General features: G+C 72.5%; 16 protein-coding genes and 3 pseudogenes. 16 read left to right on the top strand and 3 right to left on the bottom strand.

Annotated elements, in window-relative coordinates; all coding sequences use genetic code 11:
* Positions 1-97: 97 nt before the first annotated feature.
* The 7 genes and pseudogenes from ABT288_RS33155 to ABT288_RS33125 all read left to right on the top strand — a co-directional run.
* Positions 98-1,132 (top strand): annotated as a pseudogene (locus ABT288_RS33155) (FtsK/SpoIIIE domain-containing protein); the annotation flags it as partial.
* Positions 1,133-1,314: 182 nt separating this feature from the next.
* Positions 1,315-2,700 (top strand): ABC transporter substrate-binding protein, encoded by a 1,386-nt coding sequence (locus tag ABT288_RS33150; RefSeq protein ID WP_351615734.1) that lies wholly within the window; start codon positions 1,315-1,317, stop codon positions 2,698-2,700.
* A 73-nt stretch (positions 2,701-2,773) separates the two neighbouring features.
* Positions 2,774-4,054, top strand: coding sequence for a carbohydrate ABC transporter permease (locus tag ABT288_RS33145; protein WP_351615731.1), 1,281 nt, complete (start codon positions 2,774-2,776; stop codon positions 4,052-4,054).
* A complete protein-coding gene (locus ABT288_RS33140; RefSeq protein WP_351615728.1) occupies positions 4,051-4,890 on the top strand; it encodes a carbohydrate ABC transporter permease in 840 nt (279 codons plus the stop codon). Before ABT288_RS33145 ends, ABT288_RS33140 begins: the two co-directional genes overlap by 4 nt.
* 157 nt (positions 4,891-5,047) lie before the next feature.
* Positions 5,048-7,276 (top strand): bifunctional glycosyltransferase/CDP-glycerol:glycerophosphate glycerophosphotransferase, encoded by a 2,229-nt coding sequence (locus tag ABT288_RS33135; protein WP_351615725.1) that lies wholly within the window; start codon positions 5,048-5,050, stop codon positions 7,274-7,276.
* A gap of 139 nt (positions 7,277-7,415) precedes the next feature.
* A complete protein-coding gene (locus ABT288_RS33130; protein ID WP_351615722.1) occupies positions 7,416-9,626 on the top strand; it encodes a bifunctional glycosyltransferase/CDP-glycerol:glycerophosphate glycerophosphotransferase in 2,211 nt (736 codons plus the stop codon).
* 5 nt (positions 9,627-9,631) lie between these two features.
* Entirely contained in the window at positions 9,632-11,842 is a 2,211-nt protein-coding gene (locus tag ABT288_RS33125; protein ID WP_351615719.1) for a bifunctional glycosyltransferase/CDP-glycerol:glycerophosphate glycerophosphotransferase, read from the top strand.
* Between the two features lie 58 nt (positions 11,843-11,900).
* Here ABT288_RS33125 and ABT288_RS33120 read toward each other — a convergent pair whose 3' ends face one another.
* Positions 11,901-12,314 carry an organic hydroperoxide resistance protein gene (locus tag ABT288_RS33120; RefSeq protein WP_351615717.1) on the bottom strand — a complete coding sequence of 138 codons (414 nt, stop codon included), beginning with the start codon at positions 12,312-12,314 and terminating at the stop codon, positions 11,901-11,903.
* A 124-nt stretch (positions 12,315-12,438) separates the two neighbouring features.
* Here ABT288_RS33120 and ABT288_RS33115 point away from each other — a divergent pair, with 124 nt between their 5' ends.
* Positions 12,439-13,005, top strand: a complete 567-nt coding sequence (locus ABT288_RS33115) for a MarR family winged helix-turn-helix transcriptional regulator (RefSeq protein WP_450857615.1) — start codon at positions 12,439-12,441, stop codon at positions 13,003-13,005.
* A gap of 886 nt (positions 13,006-13,891) precedes the next feature.
* Here ABT288_RS33115 and ABT288_RS33110 read toward each other — a convergent pair.
* A pseudogene (locus tag ABT288_RS33110) lies at positions 13,892-14,374 on the bottom strand (glycosyltransferase family 39 protein); the annotation flags it as partial.
* A 215-nt stretch (positions 14,375-14,589) separates the two neighbouring features.
* Between ABT288_RS33110 and ABT288_RS33105 the strand changes: the two are divergent.
* From ABT288_RS33105 to ABT288_RS33090, 4 genes and pseudogenes are all read left to right on the top strand, one after another.
* Positions 14,590-15,867: a glycosyltransferase 87 family protein gene (locus ABT288_RS33105; RefSeq protein WP_351615713.1), complete on the top strand. Its 1,278-nt coding sequence runs from the start codon at positions 14,590-14,592 to the stop codon at positions 15,865-15,867.
* 42 nt (positions 15,868-15,909) lie between these two features.
* Positions 15,910-17,601 (top strand): glycosyltransferase family 2 protein, encoded by a 1,692-nt coding sequence (locus ABT288_RS33100; RefSeq protein WP_502972887.1) that lies wholly within the window; start codon positions 15,910-15,912, stop codon positions 17,599-17,601.
* A 118-nt stretch (positions 17,602-17,719) separates the two neighbouring features.
* On the top strand, positions 17,720-18,700 hold the full coding sequence (gene galE, locus ABT288_RS33095; RefSeq protein ID WP_351615707.1) for a UDP-glucose 4-epimerase GalE: 981 nt from the start codon (positions 17,720-17,722) through the stop codon (positions 18,698-18,700).
* Positions 18,664-19,172 (top strand): annotated as a pseudogene (locus tag ABT288_RS33090) (ADP-ribosylglycohydrolase family protein); the annotation flags it as partial. The gene galE and the pseudogene ABT288_RS33090, both read left to right, overlap by 37 nt.
* 63 nt (positions 19,173-19,235) lie before the next feature.
* Here the strand turns inward: ABT288_RS33090 and ABT288_RS33085 are convergent.
* Entirely contained in the window at positions 19,236-19,862 is a 627-nt protein-coding gene (locus ABT288_RS33085; protein ID WP_351615704.1) for a TetR/AcrR family transcriptional regulator, read from the bottom strand.
* A gap of 210 nt (positions 19,863-20,072) precedes the next feature.
* On the opposite strand from ABT288_RS33085, the gene ABT288_RS33080 reads away from it, so the two are divergent.
* From ABT288_RS33080 to ABT288_RS33065, 4 genes are all read left to right on the top strand, one after another.
* The gene (locus ABT288_RS33080; RefSeq protein ID WP_351615701.1) at positions 20,073-20,987 is read left to right on the top strand and encodes an ABC transporter permease; all 915 of its coding nucleotides are present in this window, start codon (positions 20,073-20,075) and stop codon (positions 20,985-20,987) included.
* Positions 20,980-21,816, top strand: a complete 837-nt coding sequence (locus ABT288_RS33075) for an ABC transporter ATP-binding protein (protein ID WP_351615698.1) — start codon at positions 20,980-20,982, stop codon at positions 21,814-21,816. Before ABT288_RS33080 ends, ABT288_RS33075 begins: the two co-directional genes overlap by 8 nt.
* A gap of 175 nt (positions 21,817-21,991) precedes the next feature.
* Positions 21,992-24,199 carry a CDP-glycerol glycerophosphotransferase family protein gene (locus ABT288_RS33070; RefSeq protein WP_351615695.1) on the top strand — a complete coding sequence of 736 codons (2,208 nt, stop codon included), beginning with the start codon at positions 21,992-21,994 and terminating at the stop codon, positions 24,197-24,199.
* On the top strand, positions 24,196-25,860 hold the full coding sequence (locus ABT288_RS33065) for a glycosyltransferase family 2 protein (RefSeq protein WP_351615692.1): 1,665 nt from the start codon (positions 24,196-24,198) through the stop codon (positions 25,858-25,860). The genes ABT288_RS33070 and ABT288_RS33065 overlap by 4 nt, the downstream gene beginning before the upstream one ends.
* Positions 25,861-26,006 lie beyond the last annotated feature (146 nt).

The raw sequence follows: 26,006 nt of genomic DNA, 5'->3' as shown, positions 1-26,006 counted from the left end.
ACGGGTCTGGCGGGAGCCCTCCTCGTCCTTGGAGACCCAGCCGTTCCGGGTGCCCTCGGCGTGGTGCTGCCAGATCTCCGGCGTGAGCCGTGCCATGGCGCTGGGCGGCCGGGCGCGGGCGGTGCTCGGTGCCGGGCCACGCGGGCCGCTCACCGCCGACCTGGTGACGGACGGACCGCATCTGCTGATCGAGGGGCCGGCCGGCAGCGGTCGCACGGAGTTGCTGCGGACCGTGGTGGCCTCGCTGGCCGCCGCCGAGCGGCCGGACCGGCTGGGCGTGGTGCTGATGGACGGCCGGGACGGCGTCGGGACGGGCGCGGCGCATGGCGAGGGCCTGCGGGTGTGCACCGACATACCGCATGTCACCACGCACCTGATCGCCAACGACCCGGTGCGGATGCGGGAGTTCGCCCAGTCGCTGACCGCCGAGCTGAAGCGGCGGGCGGAGCTGCTGGGCCGGACGGACTTCGCGCAGTGGCACGCGGGGCGTGAGGTGTCGGGCCGGATCGTCGCCCAGCGCACGCCGGCCCCCGCCACCGGTGACATAGACACGCCGCCCAGCTCCACCCTGCGGCTGCGGCCGGGGGCGGCCGCGCGGCAACGGGCCGAGGCCGCGCCGCCGCTGCCACGGCTCGTGGTCGTCGTGGACGACCTGGACGCGCTGGTCTCGCCCCCGCTCGGCTCGCCGGGCAGGCCCGCCGCCGGTTCGGTGATGCGCGCGCTGGAGGCGGTGGCCCGGGAGGGCGAGCGGCTCGGGGTGCACCTGGTGGCGGCGGCCGGGACCGGCGGTCGTACGGCGGAGACGGAGCCCGCGCGGCGGGCGGCCCTGCGGGTCGTGCTGGACGCTCCCCAGCAGGGGCCGGACGAACCGGCACCGGGGCGCGGCCGGCTGGCGCACGCGGACGGGCGGGTCGTCGGCTTCCAGGGCGGCCGGGTGACGGGCCGTATCCCGCGTACCGCGACCCAGCGGCCCACGGTGGTCCCGCTGGACTGGCAGCGCATGGGCGACCCCCCGGCCCGCCGGCCGGTGCGGGAGCTGGGCAACGGCCCCACCGACCTGGCCCTGCTGGCGAGCGCGGTGGAGCGGGCGGCCCGGGAGGTCTCGGCGGCCGAGGTGCCGTCCCTGCTGTAGCCGAAGAGACTGTTGTAACGAAGAAGGACGCATACACCCCCGGTCACGAGCCGGTCACGATGCGCGGCTGGACACCGCAGGCGCTCTTGCCGCCCTCCAGCGGCCCGGCGTAGACCGGACCGCACGGCACAGTCTTCTTGACGTTCATTCACGTTCAACGGAGAACGACGAACGGGGAAGTGATGCGCAGCAAGAGCAGCACCATCCGGACACGCAGGACCGTCACCGCACTCGCCGCGCTGCTCGCGGGGGCCCTCACCCTGAGCGCCTGCTCCAGCAGTGACAACCACAAGAAGAGCGGCGGCGGCGACAGCGGCAGCGCCGCCCCGAGCGGCTCGACCGTCAGCCTGCCGAAGCTGAACGGCGCGAACCTGGAGATCGCCGCCGTCTGGACGGGTCAGGAGCAGAAGAACTTCAAGCTGGTCCTGGCCGAGTTCGAGAAGCGCACCGGCGCGAAGGTCACGTTCGTGCCGGCCCAGGACCCGATCATCAACTTCGTCGGTTCGAAGATCGCGGGTGGCCAGCCCCCGGACGTGGCGATGCTGCCGCAGCCCGGCGCCATCAAGCAGGCCGTGCAGCGGGGCTGGGCGAAGCCGCTCGGCCCGGACGCCCTGAACGAGCTGCAGAAGAACTACTCGCGGGGCTGGCAGGACATCGGCAAGGTCGGCGGCAAGCAGTACGGCATGTACTACAAGGCCGCCAACAAGTCGCTGATCTGGTACAACGCCAAGGTCTTCGCGAACGCGGGCGCGAAGGAACCGAAGACCTGGCAGGACCTGCTCACCACCACACGGGCGGTGTACGACTCCGGTGTCACGCCGTTCTCGGTGGCCGGGGCGGACGGCTGGACGCTGACGGACTGGTTCGAGAACGTCTATCTGTCCCAGGCGGGCCCGCAGAAGTACGACGAGCTCGCCCAGCACAAGATCAAGTGGACGGATCCCTCGGTCAGGCAGGCGCTGACGACGCTCGCGCAGATCTGGGGCAAGAAGGACTACCTCGCGGGCGGCCAGGACGGCGCGCTGCAGACGGAGTTCCCGGCCTCGGTCACCCAGACCTTCACCGGCGGCGACCAGCCGAAGTCCGCGATGGTCTACGAGGCCGACTTCGTGCAGGTCAACATCGGTGAGACCAAGGCGAAGGTGGGCACGGACGCCAAGGTGTTCCCGTTCCCGACGGTCGGCTCCACCGCGCCGGTGGTCTCCGGCGGTGACGCGGCGGTGATCCTGAAGGACTCCAAGGCGGCGCAGGCCCTGGTCACCTTCCTCGCCTCGCCGGACGCGGCGACGATCCAGGCGAAGCTCGGCGGCTATCTCTCGCCGAACAAGAACGTGCCGGTCTCGGCGTACCCGAACCCGGTGCAGCAGAAGATCGCCAAGGCGCTGATCGCGTCCGGCGACGACTTCCGCTTCGACATGTCCGACCAGGCCCCGCAGGCCTTCGGCGGCACCCCCGGCAAGGGTGAGTGGAAGGACCTGCAGGACTTCCTGAAGAACCCGGCGGACGTGGCGGGCACCCAGGCGAAGCTGGAGAAGGACGCGGCGGCCGCGTACGGAAGCGGGAGCTGAGCCGGCGATGGCGTCGGCGGCAGCGGCGGCCGGGGCCCCACCGGGTCCCGCCGCACCCCGCAGTCGTAGGAGCGTGACCGGCACCCGGAGGACGGTGGCAGCGCTGTTCCTGCTGCCCGCCCTGGTGCTGCTCGGCGCCCTCGTGGTCTACCCGATCGGGTACTCCGTCATCCGCAGCTTCTACAACGCCTCCGGGGACGGATTCTCCGGCGTCGACAACTACCGGACGCTCTTCACCGACGACGGCATCCGCACCGCCCTGAAGAACAACGTCATCTGGGTGGTGTTCGCGCCCACGGTCTCCACCGCGCTCGGTCTGGTCTTCGCGGTGCTGACCGAACGGGTGCGCTGGGGAACGGCGTTCAAGCTGGTCGTCTTCATGCCGATGGCGATCTCGATGCTGGCGGCCGGGATCATCTTCCGGCTGGTGTACGACCAGGATCCGCACAAGGGGGTCGCGAACGCGGTGTGGGTGGGTGTCCACGACACCTTCGCGCAGTCCTCGGCGTTCCCGAAGGCCCACCCGGGCCGCGAGTCGCCGCTCGTGGCCCAGGGGGGCGGCTTCATCACCAAGGCCCCGGTGCGTGCCGGGCAGCCGGTCGCCCTTCCCCTCGTCGGTGTCGCCCCGGACCAGATGCCGGACAGCGCGAAGAAGGCCGTGGCCGCCAGGCCGGAGCCGGGCAGGATCACCGGCACGACCTGGCAGGACTTCACGCGCGGCAAGGGCGTGGGACGGCTCGGCACGCCCGACCCGTCCGAGCTGGGCTACGCCGGGATGCGGATCGAGGCGGTGAAGGACGGCAAGGTGGTCGCCTCCACCAAGGCCGCCGGTGACGGCACCTTCACGCTGCCCGCCTCCGCCGACGGAGCCCGGCTGCGGCTGCCGGCGGGCAACTTCAAGGAGCCGTACAACGGCGTCGAGTGGCTCGGCCCGGCACTGGTCACCCCGGCGATCATCGGGGCGTACGTGTGGATGTGGGCGGGCTTCGCGATGGTGCTGATCGCGGCCGGGCTCGCGGGTGTGCCCCGGGAGCTGCTGGAGGCCGCGCGGGTGGACGGCGCCAACGAGTGGCAGGTGTTCCGCAAGGTCACCGTGCCGCTGCTCGCGCCGGTCCTCGCGGTCGTCACCGTCACGCTGATGATCAACGTGCTGAAGGTGTTCGACCTCGTCTACATCATCGCGCCGGGCTCCTCCCAGGACGACGCCAACGTGCTCGCCCTGGAGCTGTACCGCAGGGGCTTCGCGGAGAACCAGCCGGGCGTCGCGAGCGCGATCGCGGTGCTGCTGCTGGTGCTGGTGATCCCGGTGATGGCGTTCAACATCCGCCGGCTGAGGCGGGAGGTGCGGCGATGACCTGGCTGCTGGAGAAGATCAACGGTGGTCTGGTCCGTGTGTTCCTGATCGTCGTGGGCCTGTTCTGGCTGGTGCCGACGATCGGGCTGCTCGCCTCCTCCCTGCGCTCGCCGGAGGACATGAGCGCGAGCGGCTGGTGGAAGGTGTTCACCAAACCGTCCCAACTCACCTTCGCCAGCTACCAGAAGCTGCTGCAGAACGGCGACATCACCCACTCCCTGTGGAACACCGTGCTGATCACCGTCCCGGCGACGGTCCTGGTCGTCGCGGTCGGCTCCCTCGCGGGTTACGCGTTCGCGTGGATGGAGTTCCCGGGCCGGGACTGGTGGTTCCTGGGCGTGGTGAGCCTGCTGGTGGTGCCCGTGCAGGTGGCGCTGATCCCGATCGCCGAACTGTTCGGCAGGCTCGGGCTGTTCGGGAGCATCCTCGGCGTGATCCTGTTCCACACCGGCTTCGGTCTGCCGTTCGCGGTGTTCCTGCTGCGGAACTTCTTCGCGGAGATCCCGCGCGAGCTGCTGGAGGCGGCCCGGCTGGACGGCGCCGGCGAACTGCGGCTCTTCGCAAGGGTGGTGCTGCCGCTCGGCGGGCCGGCGATCGCGAGCCTCGCCATCTTCCAGTTCCTGTGGGTGTGGAACGACATGCTGGTCGCGCTGGTGTTCACCAAGTCGGGCACCCAGCCGATCACGGTCGCGCTGCAGACGCAGGTCAGGCAGTTCGGCAACAACATCGACGTGCTGGCACCCGGCGCGTTCATCTCCATGGTGATCCCGCTGGCCGTGTTCTTCGCGTTCCAGCGGCAGTTCGTGTCGGGGGTGATGGCGGGCGCCGTCAAGTAGCCGCACGACGGTCACTTCCGGGAGGGCGGGTCGCAAGGGGCCCGCCCTCTCCCGTTCACCCGGCGTCCCCCACATGCCGTACGAACCGTAACCAATTCACCCCATCGGCCGTTTCCGGTCAGAACCCCCGCGTCGGCCGACGACCCATGGATGCCCCTTGCCCAGGTTCAGTGTCATTGTTCCCGCGTACGAGGTCCAGGCGTATCTCTCCGAGTGCCTGGACTCGGTGCTCTCGCAGTCGTATCCCGATCTGGAACTGATCGCCGTGGACGACTGCTCACCGGATGCCTGCGGGGCGATCATCGACGAGTACGCGGCCCGGGACGCGCGGGTGCGGCCCGTGCACCTGGCCCGGAACCAGGGGCTCGGGCGGGCCCGGAACGCGGGGATGGCCGAGGCCAACGGCGACTACCTGGTCTTCCTGGACAGCGACGACACGCTCACCCCGGACGCGCTGCGCTCGATCGCCGACCGGATCAAGGAGTCCGGGGAGCCGGACGTCCTGGTGTACGACTACGCGCGCACGTACTGGGACGGCCGGGAGGTGCGCAACCAGCTGTCCGCCCCGCTCGCCGAGCAGGGCCCGGCGCCGTTCCGCCTGGAGGACCGGCCGGGGCTGCTCAGGGTGCTGATGGTGGCCTGGAACAAGGCGTACCGGCGGGAGTTCGTCGAGAGCCACGGCTTCGCCTTCCCGCCGGGCTACTACGAGGACACCCCCTGGACCTTCCCGGTGCTGATGACGGCGGAGTCGATCGCCACCCTGGACCGGGTGTGCGTGCACTACCGGCAGCGCCGGCAGGGCAACATCCTCGGCACCACGAGCCGCAGGCACTTCGATCTGTTCGAGCAGTACGACCGGGTGTTCGCCTACGTCGCCGAGCATCCCGAACTCGCCCGCTGGCGGCCCGAGTTGTTCCGCCGGATGATCGACCACTACGCGACGGTGTTCACCAAGCGGGACCGGCTGCCGCGCGGCAGCCACGGCGAGTTCCTGCGCCGGGCACGCGCCCACTACCGCCGCTACCGCGTCCCCGGCACCCGGATGCGCCACCGGAACATCCTGGTCCGCTTCGGTCTGCACCGCACGTTCCGCGTGTTCCGGCTGGTCTCGGCGGTGCGCCGGCGCACGTTCAAGGCGGCGGTGAAGCTGGCCCGCGCCCTGCGGACGGTCGTGCTGCGGCTGCACTACCGGATCCAGCTGCGGCTGCCCGTCCGCGCCGACCGGGCGGTGTTCACCTCCGGTGCGGGCCGGGGCCACGGCGGCGACCCGGGCGCCCTGGAGGAGGCGTTCCGCACCCACGTCCCGCACATCCGCACCGCCTGGATCGCCCGCGCCGAGCACCAGCACACGGTCCCGCCCGGCCCGCGCCGGCTGCGGCCCGGCACCGCCGCCTGCTGGACGGCGCTGGCCCGCGCCAAGTACCTGGTCACCGACGACGTCCTGGACCCGGGCCTGCGCAAGCGGCCCGGGCAGATCCTGGTGCACACCGGGCAGGGCACACCGCTGGGGCACATGGGCCTGGACCTCCAGGAGCGCCCGGCGGCGGCCCGCGGCACCGACTTCGCCCGGCTGCTGCGCGGCGTCGACCAGTGGGACCTCGTCCTGTCCGGCAACCGGCACTCCACCCTGACCTGGGAGCGGGTCCTCCCGGGCCGGTACCGCACGCTGGAGTACGGGGCGCCGCGCAACGACGTCCTCCAGCGGGCGACCTCGGCGGACGTGGCCCGGCTGCGCGAGGCGCTGGGCATCCCCCAGGACGCGGTCGCGGTCCTGTACGCGCCCGCCCACCGGGACTACCTGCGCACCCAGCGCCCCCTGCTGGACCTGGAGCGGATCCTGCGCCGCCTCGGCCCGCGCTTCGTGATCCTGGCCCGTACCCACGGCGACCGGTGCCCCAAGGGACCCCGGATCATCGACGTCGGCGACCACCCGAGCGTGCAGTCGCTGTGTCTGGCCTCGGACGTCCTGCTCACCGACTACTCGTCGATCATGTTCGACTACGCCAACCTGGACCGGCCGATCGTGGTGCACACCGGCGACTGGGAGGCGTACCGGGCGGCCCGTGGGACCTACTTCGACCTGCGCGCCTTCCCGCCGGGCGCGGTCGCGCGCACCGAGGACGAGCTGATCGACATCTTCGCGAGCGGGCACTGGCGCGGCTCGCGCTCGGCCCAGCTGCGGGCGGCGTTCCGGCAGCGGTTCTGCCCGTACGACGACGGACGCGCCGCCGAGCGGGTCGTACGGCATGTGGTGCTGGGCGGGACGGGGCTGCCGCGGGTGGTGCCGCTGGAGGAGCGCAAGCCGGTGCCGTCGGCCTGTGCGCGCTCTCCGCTGGCCACCGTGCCGCAACCTGCCGGTTCCCTCCCCGTCACCGGGATGCGCTGAACGGCGCTGGTTCCTCCGGGAGTTCCCGTGCCCCTCGGCTCGACGCGGCCCACCCCGAGCCGGCCGTCCACCTGGCGTCCGGCGGGGCGGCCCGGTCGCGTGGCAGGACACGCGTCCGCAAGACACCAGAAAGAGCAGAATGCCCCGATTCAGCATCATCGTTCCCTCGCACGGGGTCGCCGCCCGGCTGTCCCAGGCGCTGGACTCGGTTCTCGGCCAGTCGTCCGGCGATCTGCAGCTGATCCCGGTCTGCGACGCCTCCGACTCCCCGGCCGCCGCCGTGGCCGCCGGATACGCGGAGCGGGACTCCCGGGTGACCCCGGTCCACTCGCCGCCGTCCGCCGGGCTGAGCGGGGCGCGCAATGCGGGGATCCGGGCGGCGACCGGCGCGTATGTGCTGTTCCTCGACGGCGACGACCTGCTGCTGCCGGGCGCGCTCACCGCGCTGGACGCCCGGCTGACCGAGATCGCCGGCGTGGACGTGCTCTACGTCGAGCACGAGCGCGCCCCCTGGTGGGAGGGCGAGCCCACCAACCCGGCCCAGCCGCTGTTCGCCGGGGCCCCGAAGGGCGCCTTCGCCCCCGCCGACCTGCCGGAGCTGACCGGCGTACAGCTCCCGGCCTGGAGCGCGGTCTACCGCCGCGACTTCCTCACCGAGCACGAACTCGCCTTTCCCGACAGCCACTTCACCGACCTGGGCTGGGGCGGGCTGACCACGCTCGCGGCCGGGCGGATCGCGGTGCTGCGCCGGGTTGTCGTACGGCACCGGCTGCGCCGGCAGGGCAGCAGGCTGAACCTGCCGGGGCCGCACCAGCACGACCTGCTCGACCAGGTGGACCTGGTGCTGACCCGGGCCGCCGAGCGCGCGCTGCCCGGCGAGCGGATCCGGCCGCTGTTCGAGCAGCTGTTCACCCAGGTGCTGAAGACCGCGTCCCGGCCCGAGCGGCTGCCGTCCGGGCACCGGGCCTTCTTCCGCCGCGCCACCCGTCTCTACCGGACCCACCGGCCGGCCGGTTTCCGGGCGCCCGGCGGCAGCCTGGGCGTGCAGCACCGGCTGCTGGCGACCGGGGCGTACAGCGCGTTCCGGGCGCTGCGCGGCGCCAACCGGATCGCCGCGAACACCGCGGAGAGCCTGCCGCGCACCCGCGTGCTGCGCACCCGGCTGCGCTACGCCCGCGAGCTGCGCCGCCCGCTCGATGACAACCTGGCCGTGTACTGCGCCTACTGGGGCCGGGGCTACGCCTGCAACCCGGCCGCGATCCACGCCAAGGCCCGCGAACTCGCCCCGCACATCCGCTCGGTGTTCCTGGTCGAGGCCGACCAGGCGCACGCGATGCCCGAGGACGTGGAGTACGCGGTGATCGGCTCCCGCCGCTACTGGGAGGTGCTGGCCCGGGCGAAGTACCTGATCAACAACGCCAACTTCGCCGAGGGGATCGTCAAGCGCCCCGGCAGCGTGCACCTGCAGACCCAGCACGGCACCCCGCTGAAGACGATGGGCGTGGACCAGTCGCCGTACCCGGTGGTGGCCGCCCGGTCGGGCAGTTTCACCCGGCTGCTGGGCCGGGTGGATCGCTGGGACTTCAACCTCTCCGCCAACCGCCACTCCACCCAGATGTGGGAGCGCGCCTACCCCGGTTCCTGGGAGGCGCTGGAGTACGGCTATCCGCGCAACGACGTCTACTGCACGGCGACCGCCGAGGACGTGGCCCGCGTCCGGCGGGAGCTGGGCGTCCCCGAGGGCGCGACGGCCGTCCTGTACGCCCCCACCCACCGCGACCACCACACCGGCTTCGAGCCCGGCCTGGACCTGGAGGCGTTCTGCGAGGCGGCCGGCGAGGACGTGGTCGTGCTCCTGCGCGCCCACTACTTCTACGACCGGGGAGCCGCGAAGAGCTCCGGCCGGATCAGCCGCGTCATCGACGTCACCGCGCACCGCTCCTCCGAGGACGTGTGCCTGGCGGCGGACGCGCTGGTCACCGACTACTCGTCGATCATGTTCGACTACGCCAACCTGGACCGGCCGATCGTCGTGTACGCCGACGACTGGGACGTCTACCGGGAGACGCGGGGCGTCTACTTCGACCTGATGGCCGAGCCGCCGGGGCCGGTCGCGCGGACCCCGGAGGAGCTGGCCGCCGTCTTTGCCGACGGCTCCTACGCGGGCGAGGAGGCCACGGCCCTGCGGACCGCGTTCCGTGAGCGGTTCTGCGAGTTCGACGACGGCCTGGCCGCCGAACGCGTCGTACGGCGGGTGCTGCTCGGCGAGCCGCCGGAGGCGATCCCGCCGGTGATCCCGCTCCCGGAACGCGTCCCCGCCCCCGCCGCCGCGACCCTCGTGAGGAGCTGACCGCCGTGCCCCGCTTCAGCCTGATCGTGCCCTGTTTCAAGGTGCAGGGCTTTCTCCGCGAGTGCCTGGACTCCGTGCTGCTGCAGTCCTTCGGCGACTTCGAGCTGATCGCCGTGGACGACCGCTCCCCGGACGGCTGCGGCGCGATCCTCGACGAGTACGCCGAGCGCGACCCGCGCGTGAAGGTGCTGCACCTGCCGGAGAACGTGGGCCTCGGCCGGGCCCGCAACGCCGGGATGCCGCACGCCACCGGCGACTACCTGTTCTTCCTGGACAGCGACGACACCCTCACCCCGGGCGCGCTGCGGGCGATCGCCGACCGGCTGGCGGAGGCCGGGGACCCGGACGTGCTGGTCTTCGACTACGCGCGCACCTACTGGTGGGGCGGCACCCGGCGCAACGCCCTCGCCGAGATCCTCGCCGAGGCCGGCCCGGGCACCTTCGCCGTGGACGAGTTCCCGCGGATCCTGGACCTGCTGATGGTGGTGTGGAACAAGGTCTACCGGCGCGAGTTCGTGGAGGCGGAGGGCTTCGCGTTCCCGCCCGGCTACTACGAGGACACGCCCTGGACCTTCCCGGTCATGCTCAGCGCCCGGCGGATCGCCGCGCTGGACCGGATCTGCCTGAACTACCGGCAGCGCCGGCAGGGCAACATCCTGTCCACGACCAGCCGCAGGCACTTCGACATCCACGACCAGTACGAGCGGGTCTTCGCGTTCGTCGAGCAGCACCCCCGGCTCGCGCACTGGCGGCCGTATCTGCACCGCAGGATGGGCGAGCACTGCCTGGACATCCTGGCCAAGCCGGACCGGCTGCCGCCCGCCGACAGGGCCGAGTTCTTCCGGCGCACGCGGGAGGTCCTCCGGCGTCACAAGCCGGCGCAGGGCGCCCCGGCCGACGGCGAGGCCGGCCTGCTGGAGGGCTCCTGGACGGCGTACCGGATCAGGCGGCAGGCGGCGCGGGCCGGGCAGGAGGCGGCGCAGCGGGCCGGTGTGGTCCGTGGCGCGGTGGCCGCCCGGGCCCGCTCCGGCTGGGCGGCCGTGCACGCGCTCCGCCCGCTGGACCCGCACCTGGTCGTCTACTCGGCGTCCTCGCACCGGGGCATGCTCGGCGACCCGGCCGCCGTGTACGCCAAGGCCCGCCAGATCGCCCCGCAGCTGCGCGGGGTGTGGGTGGTGAGGGACGAGGAGACCGCCGACCGGCTGCCGCCGGAGGTGGAGCACGTGATCATGGGCTCCCGGCGCTGTCTGGAGGTCACCGCGCGGGCGGCGTTCTTCGTCAACGACGTCAACTGGCCCGGCGCCCTGGCCAAGCGGCCCGGCAGCGTGCACATCCACACCCACCAGGGGACCCCGCTGAAGTACATGGGCGCCGACCTGCTGGACAAGCCGGGCGCCCGGCTCGGCTTCGACGTGCCGCAGATGCTGCGCCGGGCCGACCGCTGGGACTACAGCCTGGTCGCCAACCGCCACTCCGAGCTGGTGTGGGAGCGGGCCTACCCCTGCCACTTCACCTCGCTGCGCACCGGCAGCCCGCGCAACGACGTGCTGGTGAACGGCGCCGACAGCGGCTTCCGGCAGCGGTACGGCATCCCGGAGACGGACACGGTCGTGCTGTACGCGCCGACCCGCCGGGACTACCGCCGCAGCGGGCACGTGGACCGGATCGACCTCGCCCGGTTCGCGGCGGACCTCGGCGCGGGGCACACCCTGGTGGTCCGGCTGCACCCGTCGCTGGCGACCGGTCCGGCGCGGGGCATGGGTCTGGCCGAGCTCGCCCGGCGCGGCATCGTGGTCGACGCGACCGACGAACCGCGCGTGGAGGACGTCCTGCTCGCGGCGGACGTGCTGGTCACGGACTACTCGGCCGTGATGTTCGACTACGCCAACCTGGACCGGCCGATCGTGGTGCACGCCGACGACTGGCCCGCGTACCGCGCGAGCCGGGGCGCCTACTTCGACATCACCGCCGAGCCGCCGGGCCATGTCGCGGGCTCCTACCGGGAGCTGGCCCGGCTGTTCGCCTCGGGCTCCTGGCGGGACGAGGAGTCGGCGCGGCTGCGGGCGGAGTTCCGCCAGCGGTTCTGCGAGTTCGACGACGGCCGGGCCGCCGAGCGCGTCGTCCGGACGCTGCTGCTGGGCGAGCCGATGACCGGTCCGGGCGCGGCCCGGATCCCGGGCCAGGCGGCCGGACGGGACGCGCTGGCGCCGGCGTAGGGGGCACGCGCGAGGGTGCCGGCCCGGGACCGGCACCCTCGGACGTACCTCGGGGGGACTACTCGATGACGAGGTCGACGTCGATGTTGCCGCGGGTGGCGTTGGAGTAGGGGCAGACCTGGTGGGCGGTCTCGACCAGCTTGCGGCCGGTCTCCTCGTCCACGGTGTCGGGCAGCTCGACGCGCAGCGTCACCTTCAGCCCGAAGCCCTCGCCCTGCTTGCCGATGCCGACCTCGGCGGTGACCGCCGCGTCGCTGACGTCGACCTTGGCCTGCCGGCCGACGAGGCCGAGCGCGCTGCCGAAGCAGGCGGCGTAACCGGCGGCGAAGAGCTGCTCGGGGTTGGTGCCCTGGCCGTTGCCGCCCAGCTCCACCGGCGGGGCGAGCTGGAGGTCGATCCTGCCGTCGGAGGAGACGGCGCGACCGTCACGGCCGTGGGTGGCGGTGGCGACTGCGGTGTAGAGCGCGTCCATGGGGACCCGTCCTCTCGGTTCGATGCGGTGTCCGTTGCGGGGTTGCCGCGGGCTTGCGAGCACAAGTAGAGCACACAATTAAGTTGTGCACAACTAAATGGCTTGCAAGAGCTACCCTGGAGCCATGACCGCCTCGCCCACCGCCGCCGACGCCGACTGGCTCCGCCTGGACCGCCAGATCTGCTTCTCCCTGCACGCCGCCTCCCGCGCCTTCAACGGCGTTTACCGGGTGATCCTCAAGGACCTCGGTCTCACCTATCCGCAGTACCTGGTGATGCTGGTGCTGTGGGAACAGGGCGACCTGCCCGTCAAGAAGCTCGGCGAGCATCTGCGGCTCGACTCGGGCACGCTGTCCCCGCTGGTCAAGCGGCTGGAAGGGGCCGGACTGGTGCACCGGGAGCGCAGCGCCGAGGACGAGCGCTCGGTGCGGGTCCGGCTCACCGAGGAGGGCGCGGCGCTGCGCGAGCGGGCCCTGGAGGTGCCGCGCCGCATCGCCCGGGCGACCGGCTTCGAGCTGGCGGAGATCACCGAGCTGCGCGAACGCCTCGACCGGCTCACGACCGCGCTGGACGCGGCTGCCGTGGCAGCGGGGCACGAGGAGAACCAGCCGACGCGGACGGGGAATTCACCGGGTCACGGACGTACAGCCGTACGGCCGTCCCGCCCCGCAGGACCACCTCCCGCCCGGTGAAGTCCCGCCGCAGCACGGCCAGTTTGGCCCGCTCGGTGCGGCTACGGGGGAGCCGGCGCCCGGCGAGCAGAGCCGGGTCCGCCACGACCCACACCCGGTCCAGCCGCTCCATCCGCCGCCGCACCCGGCGGGCCCCGGCCTCCCGCCCGTACAGCGTCCCCGACCCGGCGGCCCGCTCCGCCAACGCCACGTCCCGCGCGCCCCGGAACGCGCCCGGATAGGTCAGGGCCACGTTCCGCAGGTGCGCCGGCAGGAACAGCACGGCGTCACCGGGCGCCAGCTCCCGCGCCACCACCCGGGAGACGGCACCGAGATCGTCGGGCCGGGTGGCGGGGTCGCGGTCGGCGCGCAGGAGGGGGAGCTGGTGCAGGAAGGAGAGGGCGATCGCGAGGACGCCGGTGAGGGTGACGAGGTGGTTCCGTGAGACCGTGCGGGGCCGCGACAGAGGGCGCCTTTCCGCCCGGCCGTCGCCGTGCGGGCACCCCACCACCCCGGCCACCCGCTCGGCCCCTGCCGCCACCAGCAGCGGCGCCCCGCCCAACGCGTAGAGCACATACCGGTCGACGAACAGCGGCGAGGCCTGGGAGGCCAGCATCAGCACCCCGGGCGGCACCACGGTCAACGGCAACGCCATTCCCGCGAGAGTGATTTCCCCCCGCCGCCCCACGACTCCCGCCAGCCCGGCCAGGGCGAGCAGGAGAGACACCCAGTACACAGCCGAGCTCGGCCCGAGAAACCCCCGCACCAGCCCCTCCGCCGTAGCCGCCGTGGGCCTCTGCAACCACGCCACCTGCGCCGCCTGCCCCCGCGACACGAGCACCATCGGCACCAGCGACACCACGACCGCACCCGCCGCACACCCCCACCCGCGCCACACCCGCCCCTCGACCCGGGCCAGCGCCAGCGACCCCGCGTGGGCGCACAGCAGCAGCACCGCGAACTCGTGCAGCCAGCAGGTGAGGCCGAGGACGGCGCCGTACGCCACCCACGAGCCCGCCCGGGAACCCCCCTGCACGGCCCGCACGAACAGCAGCGTCGCACCGGTGGCCCCGGCGGCCACCAGGGCGTAACTGCGGCCCTCCTGCGCATAGTGGCCGGCCATCGGTGCGACGGCGTACAGCAGCCCGGCCCACAGCCCGACGCGCGGCCGGACCAGCCGCGCACCGAGCGCCGCCACCAGCCCGGCCGTCACCGCCGCCGCGCACACCGACGGCAGCCGCAGGACCACCTCGCCGGGGTGGACGGCGAGGACGGCGTGCACGAGGAGGTAGTACAGCCCGTGCACGGCGTCCACGTCGTGCAGCAGCAGCCAGATCTGCGGCACCGTACGCCGCCCGGCCTGGAAGCTGACGGCCTCGTCGCGCCACATCCCGTCCCGGTCCAGCCCCCAGAGCCCGACCGCGAGCATCACCAGCGCGGGCACTCCCACGGCGGTCCGGCGGCGGATCCGGGCCGACTGCGGTTTCACAGGAAACCCGACGTTCACCACGATGCGCCCGATCTTGTGCGATTAACGAACCTTTTTACGGTCATGACGGCGTATCGGCATGGATGCACCGTCCGCGGCGCTTAGGCTCCCATGCGATGAACCGTCTCCGTGCCAACTCCGGTCCGGTCCTCGGCGTCACCGCCCTCTGGCTGGCCACCCGTGCCCTGATGCTGTGGCTGCTCACCCACGACAGCACTCCGCTGCTCGGCGGGGGCACGGTGACCCGTGAGGTGTGGCGGCTGTACGCCGACTGGTACGGCGTCCTCGTGCACGGCTCGTTCCCGGCGCACGACACCCTGTGGCAGTACCCGCCGGGCGCCGGCGCGGTGCTGCTGGCGCCGCACCTGCTGCCGTGGCTGACGTACTTCCAGGCCTTCGTGCTGCTCACACTCGCCGTGGACGCCCTGGTCACGGCGGCGCTGACCCGCGCGGGCGGGCTTCCCGGGCGCAGCCTGCTCGGCGCGGCCCTGTGGACGGGCGGCCTGCCGCTGCTGCTGCACCTCCCGCTCGCCCGGTACGACGTCCAGGTCACCGCCCTCGCCGTGCTCTCCCTGCTGGCGGTGGGCCGCTCCCCGCGCGCGGGGAGGGTGTGCGGGGCACTGGGCGCGCTGGGGGCGCTGGTGAAGGTGTGGCCGGCGCTGGTGCTTCTGGGCACGCCCCGGGGCAGAGTGACGCGCCGGGCGTGGGGATGGGCGACGGCCGCCGGAGCCGCCGCGTTCGGTGTGCTCGCCGTGCTGTTCGCCCATCCCCTGTCGTTTCTGCGCGAGCAGGGCGGGCGGGGCGTGCAGATCGAGTCGCTCGGCGGTACGGCGCTGAACCTGGCGCGGCACGCCGGCTGGCCGGGCCGCTCGCGCTACCGGTACGGCGCCACCGAGCTGGTCGGCCCGCATGTGCGCGCCGTCGCCACCGCCTCCCTCGCGCTGACGGTGGTCGCCTTCGCGCTGCTGGTGCTGTGGCGGACGCGGGCACGGCGGTGGAGCGAGGCCACGCCGTTCGACGCGGCGCTGAGCGCGGTGCTGCTGTTCACGGTCACCAGCCGGGTGATCAGCCCGCAGTACATGATCTGGCTGCTCGGTCTCGCCGCGGTGTGCCTGACCTCGCGGCACACCAGCCAGCGGCCGGTGGCGGCACTGCTCCTGGCGGCGACCGCGCTGAGCACCCTGGCCTTCCCGACGCACTACGCCGAGGTGGTCGACGGCACCTGGACCGGCTGTCTGCTGATGCTGGCCCGCAACGGGATCCTGGCGGCCGCGTCCGTGCTGTCGTTCGTCCGCTTGTGGCGATCGACCGGTCCGGACGGGAAGAGCGTGCGAACCACGCAACCCCGGCTCGATTCCCACCGTCTTCCGGACCGGGCGCTAAGCGTCTCTTAACCGAGTATTACCGAAAATTTTTACGCTCCGCCGGTGGACCCGATGCGACCAGACCCGCCAGACAGGCCCGACACGACAGACCGGCCGGACCGGTCCGGTACCGCTGAGCCGCCGCGCGCGGGGCAGGTCGGTGTGGTCGTCATCGGTTACAACGACCTTGCCCATGTGGGTGACGCCGTGCGTTCGGCGCTCGCGCAGGGGCCCGCGGTCGCCGAGGTCGTCGCCGTGGACGACTGCTCCACGGACGGCAGCGCCGAGCTGCTCGACCGGCTCGCCGCCGACGAGCCCCGGCTGCGGGTGGTGCGCCGGAGCGAGAACAGCGGCGGCTGCGGCAGCCCGCGCAACACCGGGATCGACGCAGTGACCACGCCGTACGTGATGTTCCTGGACAGCGACGACGTGCTGCCGCCCGGCGCGGTCGACGCGCTGCTGGCGGCGGCCACGGGGGCGCACGCCGAGGTCGCGAGCGGGCTGTGCGTGCGCCGGGAGCTGCCCTCGGGGCGCGAACAACCCTGGCAGGCGCCCCTCTACACGGCGCACACCGTTCTCGCGCGCCCCACGCAGCAGCCCCGCCTGGTCCACGACACGCTGTGCGTCAACAAGCTGTACCGCACCGACTTCCTCCGCGAGCAGCGCATCCGCTTCCCCGAGGGCCGCTTCCTCTACGAGGACATCGTCTTCAGCGCGCGCGTACTGGCCGCCGACCCGCGCATCGCGGTCGTCCCGGACCTCGTGTACGTGTGGCATGTGCGCCGTGCCGCCGAGCAGCTGTCGCTCTCGCTGGACCGGGAGCACATCGACAACTGGAAGGCGCGCGTGGAGGCGTGCGCGCTGGCGTACGAGATCCTGCTGGGTGCCGGGCACAAGGAGCTGGCGCGGGCGGCGCGGGAGAAGTTCCTCGACCACGAGGTGCGCATGTACGCGCGCGAGCTGGGGTTGCGCGACGCGCACTACCAGCGTGCGTGGTGGGCGCACACCCGGGAGTATCTCGCGCGCTACGACGCCACCGACTGGGAGCAGAACCCGGGCGCCCCGGGCCCGCTGATCGCGCGGGTCGTCCTGGAGTCGCCCGAGCCCCGCGACCTGCCCCGGCTGCGCGAGCTGGCCGCCCGCCCGGCGCGCCTGCTGCCCCCCTACGCCCGCACCCCCGACGGCGTGCCGGTCTGGTCCGCCGAGCTCCCCCAGGTCACCCTCACACCGCTGCTGGCCCGCCCCACCGGCCTCCTCCCGCTCGCGGTCGACGCGGAACTGCTGCCACGCCCGCGTGCCTCGCTGCTCCGCCTGCGACTGCACGAGCTCTACGGCAGGCTGGCCGAGGCGGGCCCGCGCGAGGTGGACGTCGAGTGGCGGTCCCGGGACGACGACCGGACGCGGGGGCACACGACGGTCCGGCTCACGCCCTCCGGGGCGGGGACCGGCTCGGAGACCGGCGCGAAGGCCGGCGCGGACAGCTGGTCGGCCGCGCTGCCCGTCGACCTGGCCGGGCTCGGCGCCGGCACCTGGGACCTGCGGCTGACCGTACACTTCGCCGACGGCACCCGGCGGGAGGTGACCGCGCACGCCCTGACGGGCGCCGGCCGGCTGCGCCGGCGCGCCGTCCCGAGCGCGCGGCGCGGTGTGCTCCTGGTGCAGCCGTACACCACGCACTCCGGCGCGCTGGCCGTGCGTGTGGCGACCGGCGTGCGCGGGGTGATGCAGGTGGCGCGCAGCAGACTCCGCCGCCTGCTTCACTGAGACGCCCGCTGATTCACCGAGGCGCCCGCTGACCCGGCGGGACGCCCACTGCTTCACTGAAAGACGCCCGCGCTCCACCGAGCGGCTGAACGGGCCAACTGACGAGGAGACGGCCGCAATGACCTGGCTGATCACCGGCGGTGCCGGATACATCGGGGCACACGTCGTACGGGCGATGACCGAGGCGGGCGAACGCACGGTCGTCTACGACGACCTGTCCACGGGCGTCGCCGAGCGCGTCCCGGCGGAGGTCCCCCTGGTCCGGGGCTCCGTCCTGGACGCGGAGCTCGTGGCCCGCACGCTCGCCGAGCACGAGATCGGCGGAGTCGTGCATCTGGCGGCGAAGAAGCAGGTGGGCGAGTCGGTGGAGCTCCCGCTGCACTACTACCGGGAGAACGTCGAGGGCCTCCGGGTCCTGCTGGAGGCGGTGACGCGGGCGGAGATCCCCTCCTTCGTCTTCTCCTCCTCGGCCGCCGTGTACGGCATGCCGGACGTCGACCTGGTGACGGAGGAGACCCCCTGCCTGCCGATGTCCCCCTACGGCGAGACGAAGCTGGCCGGCGAGTGGCTGGTCCGCGCGACGGGCAGGGCGACCGGCATGTCCACGGCGTCCCTGCGCTACTTCAACGTGGCGGGCGCGGGCGCCCCCGAACTCGCCGACACCGGCGTCTTCAACCTCATCCCCATGGTCTTCGAGAAGCTCACCGAGGGCGCGTCTCCGCGCATCTTCGGCGACGACTACCCGACGCCGGACGGCACCTGCGTGCGCGACTACATCCACGTGGTCGACCTGGCCGAGGCCCACGTCACGGTCGCCCGCGCCCTGGCCTCCTCCCCCGGCACCGACCTGACCCTCAACATCGGCCGCGGCGAGGGTGTGTCGGTCCGCGAGATGGTCGACCGCATCAACGCGGTCACCGGCTACGACCGCGCGCCGACCGTCACCCCGCGGCGCCCCGGCGACCCCGCCCGCGTCGTCGCCTCGGCCAGCCGTATCGCCACGGAACTGGGCTGGCAGGCCAAGTACGACGTCCAGGACATGATCACCTCGGCCTGGGAGGGCTGGGTGCACCACCACCCGGAGGCGGCCCGGTCGTAGGCTCCGCCGTCGGCGACGCGCTCGGAGCACCCTTCGGGTTCGGCCCCGAGGGTGCCTTCTCCGCCCGTTTTCCCCGTCCCGGACACGGCGGCGAGATGTGCGGAGGCGGCGGCTGGGAGCCGGGCGAGGCGACGGACGACACCCGAATGGCAGTGCCGGCCGCCGAGTCCCTGCTGGACCACGGCGGCCTGGACCTGCCGGACGTCTTCCGCCGCTTCCTGCGCTGGGCCGCGGCCGGCCCGAAGGACATCGGCCTCCAGACGGAGGCCGTCCTGACCGGCGGCGCCCCCTGGGACACGGCCGCCCCTGCACCTCCAGGTCGGCCGACGGGCGGCAGGAAACGGCGCGCTGATGCGAGCGGCCCCTCGGCGGTGCACTTCGCCCGCGACGGCCGCGAGCCCACCAGGGACGCCGCCCGCCGCTTCTCCGCGCGCTCACCCACGGCGACGCCGCGGCGTGGGAGGGCACGGCGGCGCTGTCCTCTCCCCCGACTGGCGACGGCGTCGCCCCCGCCCAGCCGCAACGCCAGGCCCCGTCACAACGCCTTGAGCGCCCCCGCCGTAGCCCGGGCCAGCTTCTCCAGGTAGCCCTTCGGCAGCTTCGGGGAGCGGATGACCACCGCGCGCCAGTACAGCGGGCCGGAGATCAGGTCGAGCGCGAGGTCGGGGTCCAGGCCCGTCCGCACCTCCCCGCGCTGCTCCGCCGCCGCCACGATCTTGCTGGCCACGCCCTCCTGGCCGTCGCGCAGGGCCTTCTGGAAGGCGTCGGCGATGTCGGGGTTGCGAGCCGCCTCCGCCTGGAGGTCGGGGATGATCTGCGAGGCGACCGGGTGGCGCAGGGCGCGGGACGTGACCTCGTACAGGAGGCGGAGGTCGCCCTCCAGGGAGCCCGTGTCGGGGACCGGCAGGCCCAGTACCGCCATGGCCGACACGACGTCGAGGACCAGGTGCAGTTTCGAACGCCAGCGCCGGTACACCGCGGTCTTGCCCACCCCCGCCCGCCGCGCGATGCCCTCGATGGACATCCGCGCGTAGCCGACGGCCGCGAGTTCCTCGAAGACCGCCGCCCGGATGGCTTCGGTCACATCCTCCCGGAGTACGGCGGCCCCGGCAGGGGTCCGGCGGCGCGGGCGCGTCGCGGGCTCGTCGGCGTTCGTCGTCATGACCCACAGCATAGGGCGTTACGACGAAACGGTTGCGTTCCGACGTCGATTGGTTCTACTCTCACGATGCGACGATACGGTCCCGTTCCGACGTAAGAGAACGTGAAGAGAAGCGTAAGGAAACGAACGCACGTCGGACGACGGGCCGACGACGCGCCCCGGCCCCCCAGCCGGACGCGCCACCCCCTCCCCCGAGCGAAAGCAGCGGATGTGAGCCAGGTCCTCGACACACCGCCCCCCACCCAGGCCCCGGCCGACGACGACCTCGCGGCACTGGCCGCCCGCCACGGCCTGACGGTCAGTGGTGCCCGCCCCTCCCTGCCGGAGTACGTCCGCCAGCTGTGGGCCCGGCGCCACTTCATCACCGCCTTCGCCACCGCCAAGCTCACCGCGCAGTACAGCGAGGCCAAGCTCGGCCAGGTCTGGCAGGTCATGACCCCGCTGCTGAACGCGGCGGTCTACTACTTCATCTTCGGTGTGCTGCTCGGCACCAAGAAGGGCGTCCCGGACTACGTCCCGTTCCTGGTCACGGGCGTGTTCGTGTGGACGTTCACGCAGAGCTCGATCCAGGTCGGCACCCGGGCGATCTCCGGCAACCTGGGCCTGGTGCGCGCCCTGCACTTCCCGCGGGCCGCGCTGCCGATCTCCTTCTGCATCCAGCAGCTCCAGCAGCTGCTGTTCTCGATGGCCGCGCTGGTCGTCATCCTGCTCTGCTTCGGCCTGCCGATCACCGTCGGCTGGCTCCTGGTGATCCCCGCGCTGATCCTGCAGTTCCTGTTCAACGCGGGCATGGCGATGATCATGGCGCGGATGGGCGCCAAGACCCCGGACATCGCCCAGCTGATGCCGTTCATCCTGCGCACCTGGATGTACGTGTCCGGTGTGATGTGGAGCATCAGCAAGCTCACCAAGAAGGACCACCTGCCGCACATCGTCACGACGCTGCTCGAGACCAACCCGGCCGCCGTCTACATCGACCTCATGCGATTCGCCCTGATCAAGAGTTTCCACGCCAAGCAGCTGCCCCCGCACGTGTGGCCGACGGCCATCGGCTGGGCCGTGGTCGTCGGCATCGGCGGATTCATCTACTTCTGGAAGGCAGAGGAGAAGTACGGCCGTGGCTGAGCAGACCCCCACCGAGAAGATCCCCACCATCGTCGTCGACAACGTCGACATCGTCTATCGCGTCCACGGCACCGGATCCGGCCGCGGCTCCGCCACAGCCGCCCTCAACCGCATCCTGCGCCGCAAGCAGGCCGAGAAGGCGGCGGGCGTGCGCGAGGTGCACGCCGTGAAGAAGGTCTCGTTCGTCGCCTACAAGGGTGAGGCGGTCGGCCTGATCGGCACCAACGGCTCCGGCAAGTCGACCTTGCTCAAGGCGATCGCCGGCGTGCTCCCGGTGGAGAACGGCCATATCTACACCAACGGCCAGCCCTCCCTGCTCGGCGTCAACGCAGCGCTGATGAACGACCTCACCGGCGAGCGCAACGTCTGGCTCGGCGGCCTCGCCATGGGCATGTCCCGCGAGGAGGTCAGGGAGCGCTACGAGGACATCGTCGACTTCTCCGGGATCAACGAGAAGGGCGACTTCATCACCCTTCCGATGCGCACGTACTCCTCCGGTATGGCCGCCCGGCTGCGCTTCTCCATCGCCGCCGCCAAGGACCACGACGTGCTCCTCATCGACGAGGCGCTGGCCACCGGAGACCGCAGGTTCCAGATGCGCTCCGAGGAACGCATCCGCGAGCTGCGCGAGAAGGCGGGTACGGTCTTCCTGGTCAGTCACAACAACAAGTCGATCCGCGACACCTGCGAGCGGACCCTGTGGCTGGAGCGCGGCGAGCTGCGCATGGACGGGCCGACCGAGGACGTCATGAAGGAGTACGAGGCCTTCAGCGGCGACAAGAGCGACAAGACGACGAAGAAGAAGCCGACACCCGACAAGGCGGCCTGAGGGAGCCCGGAGTAAGAAGACGGCATTAAAGTTACCGAGAGGGAAACCGTAGGCCACGGAACGCCCTCTTCCTCCTTGGGCCGTTCTTACTCTGAACGCCATTATCCCTTTCATCCGCTTAGTAACAGTATGTTATGAAGGGTGATCCCCCGATCAACCGAAGGAGTCCACTGCGATGCCCCAACTCAGCGTCATCGTCTACGGACCGAACGCACAGGGGCATCTGACGGAGTTGCTGGACTCCCTGGAAGCCCGCCCGCTCCCCGACGCCGAGGTCGTCGTCGCCGCGGTCGGCGACTGGGCGCGGGAGACGGCCGAGGGCCACGCCCCCGAGACGGTGGTCGTACCGCTGCCGGAGGGCACCGGTGACGCGGCGGCCCGGGCCCCCGGCGCCGCCCGCGCGACCGGCCGCTGGCTGCACTTCGTCCACGCCAAGGACAGCCTGCCGGCCGGCGCCGCCCGGCTGATCGCCGAGCGGACCGCCGAGCTGGACGCCACCGACGGCGCCGGGGTGGACGTACTCGTCTTCGACCACGCCACCACCACCTGGCAGACCGCCGCCACGCCCTCCCGCGACGGCCGGCTCCTCGCCGCCGTCGGCCGCGAGAGCCTGCCCCTGGACGAGGCCGCCGACCTGCTGCGCCTCACCCCGCTGCTCGGCAACCGCGCCCTGCGCGCCGAGTTCTGGCGGGCGCACGAGGAGCGCCTGACCACCGACGACGAGCCGCAGGCCGCGTACGCCGCCCTGCTGCACGCCGGCCGCGTCGCCTGCCTGAACCAGGCGGCGTACGAGAGCCGCGAACTGCGCCCCGAGAGCCTGCCGCCGCTCGCCCCCGAGGACCGGTTCGAGCTGATCGAGCGCTACGAGTCGCTGCTCGCCCTCGCCAAGGACCGCCGCGCCGCCCGCGGGGTGCTGTACGACCTGATGATGCGCGACCTCGTGCGCACCTTCGCCGGCGAGAACCTGCCCGACGCGGTGGCCCGCGAGTTCTTCCGCCGGGCCTCCCTCGCCGCGGTCCGCTGGCGCCCCGAGAACCACGAGCGCCCGGCCGGTGTGGAGGGCGTACGGCACTCCCTGCTGGAGGAGGGCGCGTACACCAAGTACCGCGCGTTCCAGGCCGCCAACCGCACCCGCCGCGCCGCCAAGAAGGCCGTGCGGACCCGCAAGAAGCAGGTCGGCGCCAAGCTCCGCGACCAGCAGTACCGCCGCGCCCTGACCCGCCCGGTCGACCCGAACCTGGCCGTGTTCGCCGCCTACTGGGAGCGCGGAGTGGCCTGCAACCCGGCCGCGATCGCCGCGAAGCTCCGCGAACTCGCCCCGCACATCCGCCCGGTGTGGGTGGTGTCGAAGAGCAACGAGGCCCTGCTGCCGCCCGGCACCGACCATGTGATCCCCGGCACCCGCCGCTACTGGGAGACGCTGGCCACCGCCAAGTACCTGGTCAACAACGTCAACTACCCCAACGCGGTGGTCAAGCGCCCCGACGCGATCCACCTCCAGACCCACCACGGCACCCCGCTCAAGCGCATGGGCCTGGACCAGATGGAGCACCCGGCCGCCGCCAAGGGCCTGGACTTCGACGCCCTGCTGGCCCGCATCGACAAGTGGGACTACAGCGTCAGCGCCAACAGCCACTCCACCCGTATGTGGGAGCGCGCCTACCCGGCCCGCTACACCTCGCTGGACTACGGCTACCCGCGCAACGACGTCTTCTACTCGGCCACGGCCGCCGACGTCCGCGCCGCCCGCGAGCGCCTCGGCATCCCGCGCGGCAAGACGGCCGTCCTCTACGCGCCCACGCACCGCGACTACGAGGCCGGCTTCACCCCGCGCCTGGACCTCGCCGCCCTCGCCGACCGCCTCGGCGAGGACACGGTCCTCCTGGTCCGCGCCCACTACTTCTACGGCGGCGCCGCCTCCCCGCTGACCGGCCTGCGCCGCTCCGGCCGGATCATCGACGTCTCCTCCTACGACCCCGTGGAGGAGCTGTGCCTGGCCGCCGACGCGCTGGTCACGGACTACTCGTCGATCATGTTCGACTACGCCAACCTCGACCGCCCGATCGTCGTCTACGCCGACGACTGGGAGACCTACCGGACCACCCGGGGCGTCTACTTCGACCTCATGACCGACCACCCCGGCCAGGTCGCCCGCACCCAGGAGGAGCTGACGGAGATCTTCGCCTCCGGCGCCTGGCGTGACGAGAGCGCGACCAAGGCACGGGCCGCCTTCCGGCGCCGGTTCTGCGAGTACGACGACGGCCGCGCCGCCGAGCGGGTCGTACGACGGGTGTTCCTGGGCGAACCGGAGGAGTCACTGCCACCGGTGATCCCGCTCGAGGAACGCACCCCCGCCCCGACCCCCGAGGAGGCCTCGGCATGACGACCCCCGACGTGACGGTGACGGTCATCGTCTACAACGACGCCGCCCGCCTGCCCCGGGCGGTCGCCTCGCTGCGCGCGCAGACGCACGCGAACATCGAGATCATCATCAGCGACGACCACTCCACGGACGACACGCCCGCGGTGGCGCGCCGGCTGGAGTCGGAGGACGCCCGCGTCCGCTACCTGCGCCTGCCGGAGAACAGCGGCGGCTGCAGCGCCCCGCGCAACCGCGCGATCGAGATCGCCAGGGCGCCGTACCTGATGTTCCTCGACAGCGACGACGAACTCCCGCCCCGCGCGGTCGAGTTGCTGCTCGCCGCGCACCGCGAGCGCGAGGTGGACTTCACCATGGGCGCGGTGCGCCGGCACCGCGAGGACACCGGCCGCCGCTCGACGTGGATGCCGCACCTCGTCGCCGAGCGCCGCACGGTGCAGGGCATCGAGGAGGACCCGCGGCTGCTCTTCGAGCACCTGTCGACGAGCAAGATGTACGCCCGCTCCTTCCTGGACCGCCACGAACTCCGCTTCCCGGAGGGCATCCACTACGAGGACCAGCTGTTCTCGGCGCAGGCGTACTGCCTGGCACGGGCGTTCACGATCATCCCGGACCCGGTGTACGTCTGGTACATCGACCCGTTCGCGGCGGCGGCCTCGGCCTCGATCTCGAACCAGCGGCACAAGGTCACCAACGTCCGCGACCGCGTCCACGTCCAGCGTCTGATCGACGACTTCCTGGTGGAGAGCGGGCATGCGGGGCTGCGCGAGGACAAGGACTTCAAGTTCCTCAAGCACGACTTCCGGATGTACGCGGGCGACCTGCCCTACCGGGACGAGGAGTGGCTGACCGCCTTCGCCGACATCATGAACCCGTACCTGGAGACGCTGTCCCCGGGTGCGTACGCGCGCCTGCCCCGCCCCGAGCGGGTGGTGCTGGAGCTGCTGCGGGAAGGCCGCCTGGACGACGTCCGGCTCGCGGCCCGCGGCCTCGGGCACGGGGTGGCACCGCGGCAGGTCACGGCCGACGCCTCCGGTGTCCCGTACTGGGGCGACAGCGTGCCCTCCTCCGACCGCGCCCGGCGCGAACTGGAGGTGTCCGACCTGGAGTTGGACACGCGTCCGTTCCCGAGCGCGCAGTTCCGCCACGAGATCACGGAGCTGACTCCCGGCCCCGGCGCCTCGCTCACCCTGGCCGTGCGCACGTACGACCCGGGTCTGCGCCTGCCGGTCGGCCCGCAGCGAGCCGGCCTGCTCCTCTCCCCCGGCAACCGCCGGATGACGGTCCCCTTCCGTCTGGACCCGGTCCGCCCCGGCCTGTTCGAGGGCACGGTCCATCTGGACCTGACCGAGGCCCCGCTCCCCCTGCAGGGCTTCGCCGGTGTACGCCACCCCCTGGTCCGCCTCCAGCAGCAGGGCCTGTCCAACGCCGGCCTCCTGCTGGCCCCGCTCACCTTCCCCACCCTCACCGCCCGCATCGACTACCGCTCCGGCGCGGCCCCGCACGAGGTCACCGTCGAACCCGAGGGGCGCAACCCGGGCCGGCTGCAGGTCCGCTGGAATCCCGTCGGCGTGACGGCAAGCGTCATCCGCCCGGTCATCCGCAAGATCGCCCGCCCGCGCGTCCGCAAGGCGGCGAAGCTGGTGACGAGCGTGCTGAGGTGAGGACGGCCGTGTTCTGGCGCCGCTCAGCCGCCTTCAGTGAAGGTGGCTGAGCGGCGCCAGAGGTGTCCGCGGCCGCTCGGTCAGGCGCGTGGGTGACCCTGCCGCGGGTGGCCGCGGCGAGCACCGCACCCGCGCAGAGCAGTCCC

The sequence above is a fragment of the Streptomyces sp. NPDC001093 genome (genome assembly GCF_040298985.1).
In the GTDB taxonomy this organism is placed as follows: domain Bacteria; phylum Actinomycetota; class Actinomycetes; order Streptomycetales; family Streptomycetaceae; genus Streptomyces.
The sequence above is the reverse complement of the archived record's forward strand: the minus strand, read 5'-3'. Positions and strand labels throughout refer to the sequence as shown.